The organism is Myxosarcina sp. GI1(2024), from assembly GCF_053543375.1.
Genome location: NZ_JBKGTY010000002.1, coordinates 719,628 through 733,617, shown reverse-complemented (window position 1 = coordinate 733,617; position 13,990 = coordinate 719,628). Strand labels below are relative to the sequence as shown.

Annotated in this window: 11 protein-coding genes and 1 pseudogene; 6 read left to right on the top strand and 6 right to left on the bottom strand. The window is 41.0% G+C overall.

Translation table 11 applies throughout. The annotated features are described in order from the left end of the window. Nucleotides 1–215: 215 nt before the first annotated feature. Nucleotides 216–1,674, top strand: a pseudogene (gene tnpC, locus ACLFKQ_RS12520) (IS66 family transposase). Between the two features lie 127 nt (nucleotides 1,675–1,801). On the opposite strand, the gene ACLFKQ_RS12515 reads toward tnpC, so the two are convergent. Continuing rightward, the gene (locus ACLFKQ_RS12515) at nucleotides 1,802–2,077 is read right to left on the bottom strand and encodes a hypothetical protein (protein WP_449000133.1); all 276 of its coding nucleotides are present in this window, start codon (nucleotides 2,075–2,077) and stop codon (nucleotides 1,802–1,804) included. On the opposite strand from ACLFKQ_RS12515, the gene ACLFKQ_RS12510 reads away from it, so the two are divergent. The 3 genes from ACLFKQ_RS12510 to ACLFKQ_RS12500 all read left to right on the top strand — a co-directional run bounded on the left by ACLFKQ_RS12510 (nucleotide 2,076) and on the right by ACLFKQ_RS12500 (nucleotide 5,502). Continuing rightward, nucleotides 2,076–2,984, top strand: coding sequence for a VOC family protein (locus tag ACLFKQ_RS12510; protein ID WP_449000132.1), 909 nt, complete (start codon nucleotides 2,076–2,078; stop codon nucleotides 2,982–2,984). The genes ACLFKQ_RS12515 and ACLFKQ_RS12510 overlap by 2 nt on opposite strands. Nucleotides 2,985–3,070: 86 nt before the next feature. After that, the gene (locus ACLFKQ_RS12505; protein WP_449000131.1) at nucleotides 3,071–4,033 is read left to right on the top strand and encodes a cation diffusion facilitator family transporter; all 963 of its coding nucleotides are present in this window, start codon (nucleotides 3,071–3,073) and stop codon (nucleotides 4,031–4,033) included. A gap of 407 nt (nucleotides 4,034–4,440) precedes the next feature. Continuing rightward, the gene (locus ACLFKQ_RS12500) at nucleotides 4,441–5,502 is read left to right on the top strand and encodes a mannose-1-phosphate guanylyltransferase (RefSeq protein WP_449000130.1); all 1,062 of its coding nucleotides are present in this window, start codon (nucleotides 4,441–4,443) and stop codon (nucleotides 5,500–5,502) included. Nucleotides 5,503–5,631: 129 nt separating this feature from the next. On the opposite strand, the gene ACLFKQ_RS12495 is transcribed toward ACLFKQ_RS12500, so the two are convergent. From ACLFKQ_RS12495 to ACLFKQ_RS12475, 5 genes are all read right to left on the bottom strand, one after another. Next, nucleotides 5,632–5,781, bottom strand: a complete 150-nt coding sequence (locus ACLFKQ_RS12495; protein WP_449000129.1) for a hypothetical protein — start codon at nucleotides 5,779–5,781, stop codon at nucleotides 5,632–5,634. Between the two features lie 3 nt (nucleotides 5,782–5,784). Further along, on the bottom strand, nucleotides 5,785–6,162 hold the full coding sequence (locus ACLFKQ_RS12490) for a hypothetical protein (protein WP_449000128.1): 378 nt from the start codon (nucleotides 6,160–6,162) through the stop codon (nucleotides 5,785–5,787). 17 nt (nucleotides 6,163–6,179) lie between these two features. Then, nucleotides 6,180–7,394, bottom strand: a complete 1,215-nt coding sequence (locus ACLFKQ_RS12485) for a type II secretion system F family protein (RefSeq protein WP_449000127.1) — start codon at nucleotides 7,392–7,394, stop codon at nucleotides 6,180–6,182. A 52-nt stretch (nucleotides 7,395–7,446) separates the two neighbouring features. Beyond that, nucleotides 7,447–8,565 (bottom strand): type IV pilus twitching motility protein PilT, encoded by a 1,119-nt coding sequence (locus ACLFKQ_RS12480; RefSeq protein ID WP_449000126.1) that lies wholly within the window; start codon nucleotides 8,563–8,565, stop codon nucleotides 7,447–7,449. 74 nt (nucleotides 8,566–8,639) lie between these two features. Next, nucleotides 8,640–10,664, bottom strand: a complete 2,025-nt coding sequence (locus ACLFKQ_RS12475) for a GspE/PulE family protein (RefSeq protein ID WP_449000125.1) — start codon at nucleotides 10,662–10,664, stop codon at nucleotides 8,640–8,642. A 385-nt stretch (nucleotides 10,665–11,049) separates the two neighbouring features. On the opposite strand from ACLFKQ_RS12475, the gene grpE reads away from it, so the two are divergent. Further along, nucleotides 11,050–11,859 carry a nucleotide exchange factor GrpE gene (gene grpE, locus ACLFKQ_RS12470; protein WP_449000124.1) on the top strand — a complete coding sequence of 270 codons (810 nt, stop codon included), beginning with the start codon at nucleotides 11,050–11,052 and terminating at the stop codon, nucleotides 11,857–11,859. A 143-nt stretch (nucleotides 11,860–12,002) separates the two neighbouring features. Continuing rightward, a complete protein-coding gene (gene dnaK, locus ACLFKQ_RS12465) occupies nucleotides 12,003–13,982 on the top strand; it encodes a molecular chaperone DnaK (protein ID WP_449000123.1) in 1,980 nt (659 codons plus the stop codon). The last annotated feature ends 8 nt before the right edge of the window (nucleotides 13,983–13,990 follow it).

The window sequence follows — 13,990 nt, the reverse complement described above, 5'->3', positions numbered from 1 at the left end:
TGAGTATGCAGAAAATTAAACTTGAGAGTATCTTCCACGTCAGCACTGATAACAAAAGCTACGTGATAAGTTAACAGAGCTTTTTGTATATAAATAAATTTCCACTGAAGTTACATTGGCGATCGCAATTTTGTCTTAAAAGCGATCGCTCTCTAGAGGTAAGGATTCAGGTATCAGGGTTGACAAAAAGGAAAAAGAGATTAAAGTAGCCAATAATGAGCGAAGCTAATCACCCCTTCAAAGCCGAAGAACTGCGCCAGTTGTCCAATGAGAAACTGGCAGAAATCGTGACTACCCAACAAAAGCTGATTGAGAAGCTAGAAAAAAGAATAGAACAACTGGAACAGAGCCTCAACCTCGACAGCCAAACCTCATCGAAACCCCCTTCAACTGACTTGCTGAAAAAAAGCGAGAGAAAACCAGAAGTAGGGTTGGAAGAAGCCAAAAAAGAGACAAAAAGAAAACCAGGAGGACAACCAGGACATCAAGGGAAGACGAGAAAAGGATTTGGGCGTGTAGACCGCTACGAAGTATTGAAACCGACCATCTGCTCCAACTGTGGAAATCAACAATGGAAGACTAAGGGGGTACGAGTAGATACTCAACAGGTAGCCCAGTTGGTGGCAAAACCGATACAAGTCGTAGAGTACCAACGTCATCACTGTCAATGCGGCAAGTGTGGAGCAATAGAGGCAGCTCGACGGTCTCCCACAATGATTCCAGGTCAAGACTTGGGAGTCAGACTACAGGGGTTACTTTCCTGGCTGGGAAACTATGCTCATATGTCCTATGCTAAACAGCAAGAACTGTTGTGGGAACTGGGAGCAATAGAAATTAGTAGGGGAACTTTAGTTGCCACCAATGAACGAACGAGTACAACAAGCGAGTATCAACAGTGTTGAAGGGTTGAAAAAGTCGATTAATTCAGAGCATCCTCCTCTACATTGTGACGAAACCCCCTGCTCAGTTAAAGGAGTCAAAGAATGGCTCTGGGTTTTAGCTGGGTCAGAGTTCTGCCTGTTTCATGCCGGCGATACTAGAAAACGCAGAGAATTGGAAGCTGTATTAGGAGTATTCTATGATGGAGTTTTGATTAGCGACGATTTTAGTGTCTACAACGGCTATTCAGTAGCAGGACAACAAAAGTGTTTGGCTCATCTACGTCGTCATTTTCAAAAACTGTTAAAGACTAAAGGGGTAGATAACCAAGAAATTGCTACCACCTTTCTGTCTCTAATTGATGAGGCATTTAAGCAACATCGGGTTTGGCGACAGACCCATCAGGAAAGCCACTATCGAGATTGGGCAGAGGATTTCCGAAGGCGAGTGACTAGCGCAATTAAGACTTGGCTCAAGAATGCTGGTCATGAAGCTGGAAAACTGCTACGTTCGCTGCGTGATAAGGCGGAGCAATGGTGGTATTTTCTGACACATCCTCAGATACCCCCCGACAATAATCTAGCTGAACGATGTTTGAGAACTGCTGTAACCAAGCGGAAAGTTTGTGGTGGCTCTCGTTCCATCGAACGGTTTCAACATACAGCCAACCTGCTGAGTGCAATTCAATCTTGTCGTTTGCAAGGACGTTCGGTGATTACTTTTTTTCAACAGACTTTACAAGCTACAGTTGGACATTGTTCTTATCCTTCTCTTATTCCTCATGCTTGCACCTGAATCCTTACCTCTAGAGCGAATAAAGTGAGCGAGACTTAATTGAGAAATGTTTGACAGATTATCAGTTATCGAAACACATAAATAAATAATTAATAACGTTCGAATAATTATGAACTAAATCTTATTTTTATTCATTTAAAAAAACATGTATGCGATCGCGTTTGAGCAAAATTTCATTTAAAATTGCCACTTCATAAACTCGCTCTTGTGCCCGAACCATAAAACATTTTTCCGCTGTTTGCTTTGTTGAGTCTCGATTGATAACCAATAATATTTGTTTTAAAACCTTTCTCCAGCCAGAGGTATCAACACGTTTCAAACTATTAATTTGATGATGTTTGCCTACAAAATATGTTATTAACTCAATTTTAGATAAAATGCCCAGTATTAAATACATTGACATGACCGTTTCTGAAATGGAGCGATCGATCGCCTTTTATTCACAAGTTTTGTCCTTTCAAAAAATATCTGATGTCGAGCTTTGCGGTACGGAATGGGAAAGATTGTTCGGTCTATTTGGATTGAGGATACGTGTAGTACGAATGCAATTGGGTAATGAGGTTATTTCTCTGACTGAATATTTGACTCCTAGAGGAAGAGCAATCCCAGTAGATTTTCGTAGTAACGATCGCTCTTTTCAACATATTGCGATCGTAGTCAGCGATATGGATAGAGCCTATCAACATTTACGCAACTTTAGATTTCAGCACGTTTCTACTGCTCCCCAGAAGCTACCAGACTGGAACCCCGATGTGGGTGGAGTCAAAGCATTTTACTTTCAAGATACCGACGGACATAACTTAGAACTAATTCAGTTTCCGCCAGATAAAATTGAGGACAAATGGCAGCAGGCGGATCGGGGACAACTATTTTTGGGAATCGACCATACAGCAGTCGTCGTCGCCGATGCAGCCGCCAGTATAAAATTTTACTGCGATCGCTTGGGTTTAAAGTTGATGCAGCAGGCACAAAATTACGGTACGGAACACGAACATCTCAGTGGGGTTTTTGGAGTCAAAATTAGTATTAATAGTCTCAAAGCTAGTAACGGTCATGGATTTGAATTGTTAGAATATATCTCTCCAGCTAATGGTAGACCGATGCCCGATGACAGTCACGCTAACGATCTCTGGCACTATCACACTACTATGGAAGTCGAAGATTTAGAAAGAATGAGTGCAGAACTGAAAAACCAAAAAGTTCGCTTTATTTCTTCTGGTATAGTGGAACTTCCCAGCAATGAATTAGGTTTTACCCGAGGATTAGCGATCGCCGATTTAGACGGTCACATTTTACACTTGGTAGAGTGAAAGCTAGAAATTATTCTGCACCCAGTGCGAGAGCAACGGCAACCAATCTTTGGTAAACATACGATAACGATATATATGATAGATACATGTCATCTACTTCCGCTAAAAAAACTATTTACGCAGCAATAACTGCTAATTTTGGCATTGCCATTATCAAATTTATTGCTGCAGCTATTACCGGCAGTTCGGCAATGCTTTCTGAAGGTATCCATTCAATAGTGGATACTGGAAACGAGCTACTGCTGCTATTAGGTTTGCGTCTAAGTAAGCAACCCGCCGATGACACTCATCCTTTTGGCTACGGACAGGAACTATATTTCTGGACTCTAATCGTGGCTTTATTTATCTTTGCCATCGGTGGAGGAATGTCAATTTATGAAGGAGTCAATCATCTCCTCGAACCCGAGCCTCTGACAAATCCATTGTGGAACTATGTAGTTTTGGGTTTTGCAGTAATTTTCGAGGGGTATTCTTGGAACGTGGCTTTCCAGGCATTTTTAGCAAGTAAAGGAGACGAGGACTTGTGGACGGCAATTCGTGCTAGTAAAGACCCAACTATATTTACAGTTTTGTTTGAAGATTCCGCAGCTTTGATCGGTTTATTTGTAGCTTTTTTAGGAGTCTTATCGGGACACTTGTTAAATAATGTTTATCTAGATGGTGTTGCCTCGATCGCTATCGGAATCATTTTAGCGGGAATGGCAATTTTACTCGCCTATGAAAGTAAGGGATTATTAATCGGAGAGGGTGCTGATGCTAAAACCGTGGCGGATATTCGCAGTTTGACTCAAGCCGATCCTGCAGTGCGAAAAGTGCTCAAAGTGTTAACTCTGCATTTTGGACCTGAGGAGATTTTACTCAATCTAGACATTCAATTTTCTAAAAAACTTTCTACCGAACAGTTGGCAGTAGTCGTAGAAAGGCTGGAAAAGCAAATTACCACTAAGCATCCAGAAATCAAAAATATTTTTGTTGAGGCTAAATCTATTGCCGCAAGTCGTCTGGCTCAATCGGAGTTAGAGCCTGAAAATATCATTAATAAGCCTTAATTTATCGAAGACACTTAAAATAGAATAACAGCACAGCGATCGCTACAATTATTTAAACCAGATAAACTCGAGCGGATTCAAGTTGGAGCTTGCTATATAGAGTAGCAAAGTATTTGGTAAAACTTTAGCCACGGTTAAGAAATTTTTATCTCGAAAATCTTTAAAATAAGACTTTTTTTGTCTAAAAAATTCTCGAATTTCTTGTATATCTTTACTAAAAAAACTAGTAAATACCACTAAGTCATGTAAGTTTTTCGATCTTAGAATGGTTGGGAAGCAACTAACAATTTAAGGTTGTAACATATACTATCATAGTTAACCAGATTTCCTCGGTCATCTGAACGATTACTAACAAACCGAAATTACGAAAGAAAATAATCACGATCTGCACCAAAAAAGAAAAACTAATGGATATAAAACTAATACCTATTATTTTGGCAGGTGGCAAAGGAGAGCGTTTTTGGCCAGTCAGCCGTCGTCATAAACCCAAGCAGTTATTATGTCTCGATGGTAGCGCTCGCAGTTTGCTACAAGCCACAGCAGAGCGTTTGTTAAATTTAGCAGGAGATTGGTCTAATCTCTGGGTTATTACCTCAGCAATTATTGCAGATGGCGTGAGAGCACAACTACCCGACTTACCAGTATCTAATATTTTGGTAGAACCAGAAGGCAAAGATACAGCTCCTGCAGTAACTTGGGCGACTTTAGAAGTTGCCGAACAGCACGGAGAAGATGCTATCGTGGGTTTTTTTCCTGCCGATCATTGGATTGGAGACAAGCAGGCGTACAGAAAAACTTTAGAAGCAGCAGTAAAACAAGCTCAGAGCGAAGCGGCAATCGTTACTTTGGGAATTAAACCCGACCGACCCTCTACTGGATATGGTTATATCGAACAGGGAGAAGAAATCAGTAAGTTTAACAACTTACCCGTCTACAAAGTAAATCGCTTTACCGAAAAACCCGACCGAGAAACTGCGCAGGCTTTTATCGACACCGGGAAGTATAGCTGGAACAGTGGAATGTTTGTTTTTAGAGCGGGAGTAGTTCTAAATGAATTGAAAGTTTACACTCCAAAAACAGTCGAGCTATTAATGAAAAATGGTAAAGAGGCTTATTTTCAATTAGAAAAAGAAAGTATTGACTATGCTTTAATGGAAAAAACTCAGCTCGCTTACGTTTTACCTGCTAATTTTGGCTGGGACGATTTAGGTGACTGGAATGGAGTAGAACGTTTGCTAAAAGGCGATAAAGAAAATGTAGAATTAGCTACTCATATCAGTATAGATACCAAAGATGCAATTATTTATACTAGTAATCATAGAGAAGTAATCGTCACCATTGGATTAGAAAATATCACGATCGTACGAGATGGGGATGTTACTCTGGTGGTCAATAAAAACCGTACTCAAGAAATCAAACAAATAGTTAAATCATTACAAAAAGATCCCCAATTTCATCGTCTACTATGACTAGATTGTTGCGATCGCAACACTAGCTAGATCGAGATAACTGTGCGCTCGTTTTAGTCTAGATTATCCTTAGTAACTGCATTACCTAAAGTAACTAGAGGTAGAAGCTAATAACACCATTTGGCTCGATTATGAACGATGTCGCTCGAGATCCCACGTAACTTCACTTGCTTCCCAAGCGGCTAGTGAATTTGAGAACCGAATAATAAAAGGTAAACTAGCACCAGTTAATCCCTTTTTTATGCGATCGCTGGTCGTTTTCCAGGAGGCATCAGCCATTCATTAGTCGCGATCTAAATACACTTGAGTTTGTCGCCAACGCTCGATTAAGTCTGAAAAGTCTTCTTCCGGACGATGAATAAAAACTAGTATTTCTGTATCGAGCTTAATTTGCCATTCGGGATCGTATGTTAGCAATCCCAAATCGCAGGACAATCTGGTTGCTTCAGTTACAATTACAGGCTTTAAAGGGTCTTGCTGTAGATCGTGGCGACGCAGGCGAACTATAGGAAAAGGAATTGTAATTAAACTTTCCTCTGGTCGGCGGATAGTCGGTAAGATTTCCTGATAGGGGCGATACTGCTCTAGTAGAGCGCTCGCTCCTCGTGCACTACTATACTCAGCTAGTAAAGTTTCATAATCAGCTTTTTTGACAGTCATCGCAACAATATTACCAATTAACCTAACTGATCGAAGATCGAGAACATCGGCAGATACATTGACAGTAGAATTGTACCCACCATAAGTGCTATGCCTACCATCATTAAAGGCTCGATCATACTAGTTAGAGCTTTAACTGCCTGTTCCACCTCATCTTCATAGAAATCGGCGACTTTTTCCATCATTCCGTCTAGTTCTCCAGTTTCTTCGCCGATACTGATCATTTGAATTGCCAACGGCGGGAAAACATTTTCTTTTTGAATCGCTAGAGAAATCATTCCTCCCTGTTGAATATCTTTTTTCGCCGACTGTACGGCATTGACAATTATTTGATTGCCAATAGTATTACAAACAATGTCAAAACAGTTGAGTACAGGTACCCCAGAACGAGTGAGAGTACCGAAAACACGGCAAAAACGAGCTACGGCTATTTTTTGATTGAGATCGCCAAATAAAGGCATTTTTAAGGCTAGAGCGTCAATTTGTAACCGTCCCGTTGGAGTTTTATAATAACTGCGAAATAAAAATCCTCCTACTATAAAAACTGCTACGGGGATAATTGCTTTCCAACTGCGCAGCGTCGCACTAACAAGCAGCATAAATTTTGTCAAAGCCGGTAGTTCGGCACCTAACTGATCGAAGATACCTGCAAAAACGGGAATTAAAAAGATCGTCATGCCCAAGAAAGCTAAGACGGCAAAAATGCCTACCGTAACTGGATAAGCCATTGCCGATTTGATCTGGTTTTGTAATTTCGCCATGTCCTCTAGTAATTTAGACAGACGCATCAGCACTTCATCTAGTACCCCACCAGCTTCTCCTGCCTCCACCATGTAGACATAGAGATCGTCAAAACATTCGGGATGTTTGCTCATCGAGTCAGAAAGACTGGTACCTTGCTGCACTTCTGCACTGATCGCTAGTAAAGCTTTTTTTAGTTTGATATTGGGAGCTTGATCCGAGAGAATGCCCAAGGCTCGAATAATGGCAACTCCAGCATTCACCATCACGGAAAATTGACGAGAAAATACTGCTTTGTCTTTAACCGTAACTTTTGCCAGAGCCATCTCCAACTGAGATAGATCGAAATCGAAAGCAGATTTATTAATTTTGCCGATTGCCACATAGCGATTTTGTAAAATACTGCGAGCCTGTTCGGGAGATGCGGCTTCGACTTTTTCGGAGAGAATTTTTCCCGAATGGTCTTTAACTTTGGCTAAATAAATAGGCATAATTCAATAAGTTGTAAAATAGATTGCAAGCATAAAATAGGAAAAATCTTAATTAACGTCTTTTAGTTGAAGCATTAGTCTTATTACTAATCATTCCCATACTCCCTGCTACTAAACGCTGTAGTTCGTCGGGTTTACTACTCTTAGCTAGAGCTTCCTCTAGAGCGATCGTGCCCGATTTAACCAAATTAGCTAGAGCTTGCTCCATGGTTTGCATATCCATTTTGGCTCCAGTTTGAATTGCCGAATACACTTGAGAGGCTTTCCCTTCACGAATCAAATTAGCGATCGCCGGAGTTACCACCATAATCTCTTGTGCCATCGCTCTGCCAAATTCTCCTGGTTTGGGATTTTTCTTTTTCACCAAAGTTTGGCTGAATACGGCAATTAGAGAGTTAGATAGCATGGCTCTAATTTGTGCTTGTTGTCCTGAAGGAAACACGTCGATCATCCTATCTACCGTTCCCGCCGCAGAATTTGTGTGTAGCGTTCCAAAAACTAAGTGACCGGTTTCTGCCGCCGAAATTGCTAGGGAAATGGTTTCCATATCCCGCATTTCTCCTACAAGAATAATGTCGGGGTCTTCCCTCAAAGCTGCTTTGAGTGCATTGGCAAAACTTTTAGTATCTTCGTTTTTTTGTCGCTGATGAAATAGGCTTTTAATATTGGGAAAGACATATTCAATCGGATCTTCGACCGTGAGAATATGCTCGGCTCGCGTGCGATTGATTAAATCTAACATTGCCGCTAAGGTAGTAGTTTTACCCGAACCTGTAGGTCCCGTTACCAAAACTAAACCTCGCGGTCTATGGGTCATCTGACGTACTACATCCGGCAGTCCCAATTGGTCGAAATTAGGGATTTTAGAGGATAAAGCCCGCAAACAAGCTGCATAGCAACCCCGTTCTTTATAAACATTGACTCGAAACCGCGCTAATCCCTTAACTCCGTAAGAACAGTCTAACTCCCAGTTTTGCTCTAATTCTTTGCGCTGATTATTGTTGAGCATACTAAAAATTAGCTTTTGGCATTCTTGCGGACTTAGTTCGTCACTAATGGGCGTTAATTTACCACTAATACGAAAATAAACTGGCGCGCTGGCTTGAATATGCATATCCGAGCCACCCATTTCTACCAGTTGTTCCATAAAATCTTCGATCATTAAATCCATAATTTTTTCCTGATTGAGAAATTTGTTAGAAAAAAATAAACAAACAAATATATATTAGTTAGCTGAAAAAGGGTTTAATCGTTACTAAAACGCGGTGTCATACAATAAGGACAATCCAACCATTCAGACTGCAACTCTGCACTACAGGTACGACAAACCAAACCACTCTTACGCTTGGCTTTGAGTTCGGCCTCTAAACCTGAATCGGTAAAGGTAACTCGCTCTACTTCTTCCAAAGTCGTATAGCCTTCTTTAACCAAATCCAAACTATATGCCAAGATCGTAATCATGCCTTCTTCTACGGCAGTTTCTTTGATCCGATCGGTATTAGCTCCTTCATTAACCAAGGTTTGAATTCTTTCGGAATTACGCATTACTTCATAAACACCGACCCGTCCTTTGTAACCTACCCCCTTACATTTGCCGCAGACGCTGCCGTTTTCTTTGGCTGCCTGTAACTGTTCCCCTTCTAGAGTATTGGCTTTATAAAAAGTAATTTCTTTTTCCTTCGCCGCAGACAAACCAAAGCGAGACAACTCTTCATGGCTAGGATTATAGGCAATACGACATTCTCCACAAACCCGACGCATCAATCTTTGAGCTAACACCCCTACCAAAGCTCCCGAAATCATAAATGGCTCTACTCCCATTTCATCGAGACGGGCGATCGCTCCAGCTGCGTCATTAGTGTGCAGGGTTGTCAAAACCAAGTGACCTGTTAAAGCAGCTTCAATTGCAGTTTTAGCCGTTTCCGAGTCTCTAGTCTCACCCACCAGAATTACATCGGGATCTTGCCGCAAGAAAGCCCGTAGTATCGAGGCAAAGTTCATTCCCTTTTCCCGAATTACTTGTACCTGAGTAATTCCGTCTAGAGAATACTCAATTGGGTCTTCAGCAGTACTAATATTAATGCCGGGATTATTTCTTTCAGCCAGTACCGAATAGAGAGTAGTAGATTTACCAGAACCAGTAGGACCAGTAACCAAAATCAAGCCAAAAGGACGGCTTGCCATATCCCGCACTAATTCTAAGGTTGGTTGGTGAGTAATTAATTTGTCCAAGCCTAACTGCGTCGCCGAATTATCTAAAATCCGCAGTACTACTTTCTCTCCGTAACGACTGGGTAGGGTATTAACCCGAAAGTCAACTTTCCGTCCCTGAAACATCCGTCGAATCTTACCATCTTGGGGCAGTCGTTTTTCGGCAATATCTAAATCTGCCATAATTTTGAAACGAGCTACCACCGCAGGAACGATTTTCTTGGGCATGGGGTCGAATGGTTGATGCAAGACACCGTCTTTACGAAAGCGCACTCTGAGAAACTCTTCTTGAGGCTCGATATGAATATCAGAAATACCATCCTGTAGGGCTTTGGCGAGAATTTTATTAACTAGAGTAATAATCGGTGCTGCTCTGGCTTCATCAACCGCACCCAAGTCATCGGCTACTTCTTCGTCGGCTTCTTCAAGTTTAAAATCTAAATTATCTAGATCGAGAGAAACATCGACGTTAACTTCTTGTTTTCTGACAGTTTCTTTTTTTACCTGTTTGTCGAGAAAGCGATCGATTAGCTGTTGATAATCCGATAAAGCAATTACCCTGCGTTGAACTTCGATCCCTTTAGGACGCAAAATTCGATTGAGATCGTCCTGAGCTTCTAAATTTTCGGGAGCGACCATTGCCACGATTAATACTGGCGGCTCGCCTTCTCGTCGTTCGAGTGGAATCAGACGATAGCGACGGCACAAGTCTACAGGAATCAAAGACTCGATTAATTCTGCTATTTGAGGAGTATTAACGTTATCCGTCTCGATTTCTGGGTCTAAAGACTCTACACCATAGAGGACTTTGAGTTCGAATAAGTGATGTTTTTTATACTGAACTAATAAATCTGGGTGTAGCTGCTTGCCCGTAACGGATTCGACGATATCCACCAAAGGGCGATTCGACTTACGACTCTCTATCAGAGCCTTCTGCATCTGTTCGCGATCGATCAAGCCTCGTTCTACTAGCTTATTACCAAAAGGAGAACAAGAATTACGCAGTGCTAGTGCCCGCGTTCGTTTGGAATTGGTAGATTTAGAAGCAGAATAAGTCATAAATAATTACAGTATTTCCTGATATCGATCAGTATTCCCCAACCCTTACCTAAAATTTTCAATAGATTGAGATAAACATCTGTAGCGATCGACTGAGAGCGATATTCTGGAATAGAAATATAGTCCGACCAAAAGCTCGGTAAATTTTTTTTAAAGTGGGTTATGTTACAAGGCGTAAATCTGAATAAAAGTTCTAACGATTAAAACTTACTCGACAACTTCAAGTCACTTAAACCCATGAGATGTTACATTTGATAAGCAGTAAACTTAAGTTAAACAAAACGATCTAGTGGTACTAAGTTATTCAAGAACTCGACAAAACAAACTAGTTTGTTTAAGTACTAGTGCCATATTCCAACGTTATGTATCGAAAGATGAATATCCTATGATTGACGAGCAAAAACAACCAGAAACTAATAATATTTCCGATACTCCACTGACAGAGTTAGACAATAACTCACCTAATACCGATGAGTCCCCAGCACAGTCAACAAATACGGATGTAGTGTTAGAAGAACAAAACACCTCAGAGGAAGAAGAGCAATCTCAATCTGTAGCTCCCGAAGCAGAAAGCCAAAACGATAGTGAAGATTCGTCAGCAGAAAACGAACAGATAATTGCTGCATTTCAAGCCGAAAACGCTAATCTCAAACGGCTTTTAGATGAAAAAACCGAGCAATTTAACCAACAATTTCAACAACTTAATAACCTTAAAGCGCAATCTACTAGACTAGCTGCGGACTTTGAAAATTTTCGCCGTAGAACTAGCAATGAAAAAGAAAACTTCGAGCAACAAATTAAGAAAAATATTATTGTCGAACTGCTACCTGTAATCGACAATTTTGAGCGTGCCAGGACTCAGCTAAAACCCGCCAATGAAGGAGAAAATGCCATTCATGCTAGCTATCAGGGAGTATACAAAACCTTGGTAGATGCTCTCAAGCGTATGGGAGTCTCGGCAATGCGTCCTGAAGGTGAACAATTCGATCCTCAATATCATGAAGCAATGTTGCGCGAAGCCACCGACGAATATCCGGAAGGTACGGTACTAGAACAATTGATGCGAGGTTATGTTTTGGGAGATACAATTTTGCGTCATGCGATGGTTAAGGTTGCTGTTCCTAAAGAACCCGTGATAACCTCGGAGGAGAAAAACATAGAAGAATCAGAGCAGTCAGGTAATTCAGCGGCTTAAACTGTCTATCTTGTCATATTCAGTGGCAATTACAATCATTTGTTTTGTCGGTCGCCACTGTTCGTTCTTAAGTGGTCGACTGAAATTCTACCTCAATTTCTCTGTTTTAAGTCCAATTGAATTAACATTACTGCCTAAACATTATGGCAAAAGTTATCGGTATCGACCTTGGAACCACTAACAGCTGTGTCTCGGTATTGGAAGGGGGCAAGCCAGTTGTGATCGCCAACTCAGAAGGCAGTCGCACCACTCCCAGCATGGTTGCTTTTGGTAAAAACGACACTCGATTAGTCGGTCAATTGGCAAAACGGCAATCTGTAACTAATGCTGTCAAAACCGTTCACAGTATCAAACGTTTTATCGGTCGCCGCTGGGAAGACACTAAAGAAGAACGTTCTCGAATTCCTTATGAATGCGTTCCAGGTCGAGATAACACGGTAGATGTTCGCATTAAGGATCGCCAATATACCCCTCAAGAAATTTCGGCTTTAATTTTACAAAAGCTTAAGAGTGATGCAGAAAACTTTTTAGGCGAAGCAGTAACCCAAGCTGTCATTACCGTACCTGCTTATTTTACAGATGCTCAAAGACAGGCTACCAAAGATGCAGGAGTTATTGCGGGTTTGGAAGTTTTACGCATTATTAACGAACCTACTGCAGCAGCCTTAGCTTATGGTTTGGATAAACAACATCGAGAAGAGCATATTCTCGTATTCGATCTTGGTGGCGGAACCTTCGACGTTTCCATTCTTCAACTGGGAAATGGCGTATTTGAGGTTAAAGCCACTTCGGGAAACAATCACTTAGGTGGAGATGATTTTGATAATGCGATCGTTCGCTGGCTGATTAAAGCTTTTTACACTCAAGAAAAAATTGACCTGAGAACTGACAAAATGGCTTTGCAAAGATTGCGTGAAGCTGCTGAAAAAGCCAAAATAGAACTTTCTACAGCTCCTATTACCACAATTAATTTACCATTTATAACTGCAGACGAAACTGGACCGAAACACTTGGAAATGGAGTTAACTAGAGCAAAATTTGAAGAACTATCGAAGCCTCTAGTTCAAAACACTCTAGAACCGGTTAAATTGGCACTCAAAGATTCAGAGCTAACCCCCGATGATATCGATCGCATTATTTTAGTAGGCGGCTCTACTCGCATTCCTGCCGTTCAACAAGCAATTCAAACTATTTTTCAATCGATACAGATCGATCGCTCTGTCAATCCCGATGAGGCTGTCGCACTAGGAGCAGCGATTCAAGGAGGGGTATTAGCAGGTGAAGTTGAAGATGTTTTACTGCTTGATATTACGCCGTTGTCTTTGGGCATCGAGACATTAGGAGAAGTTTTTACCAAAATTATCGAACGCAACACCACAGTACCTACTACTAAGTCTCAAATTTTTTCTACGGCAACCGATAGTCAGACAACTGTAGAAATTCATGTCCTACAAGGGGAAAGGGCGATGGCAAAAGATAATAAAAGCTTGGGTAAGTTTTTGTTAACTGGTATTCCCGTCGCTCCTAAAGGTGTACCACAAATTGAGGTAGCCTTTGAAATTGATGTCAACGGTATTTTACAAGTTTCCGCTCAAGATAAAGGCACGGGCAAACAACAAAAAATTACTATCAGCAATACGGGGGGTTTGAATTCGATAGAAATCGAGAAAATGCGCCAAGAAGCAGAAATGTATGCCGAACAGGATCGTCGGCGTATAGAAATCATTCGATTACAAAATCAAGCGGATAATTTGATTTATGATTACGAATCTACCTTTAACGAACAACAAAATTTAATTCGCGACGATCTTAAAGCTAAAATGGCTAGGCTGAAGTCAGAATTTCAAATTGCCGTCAAAAAGTTTGATGTTAATATTGCCGAACTGGAAAAAATCTTAGAGCAGATCCGCCAAACTTTATTAGAAATAGGTACGGATCTCTATCAAAATACTAGCTCCGAGCCAGAGAATAATATTTTTAGTGCCAATGCCGAGATCGATATGTTAGAAAAAGACGATATCAAAGCACTAGTCAGCGTGCCTAAAGAGGGCGAACTAGATATAGACAGTAGCGGTACTGTAAGTGGCGAAACCGTATTCGAAGACTATGAAGCTCTCGATTAATCCTTCAA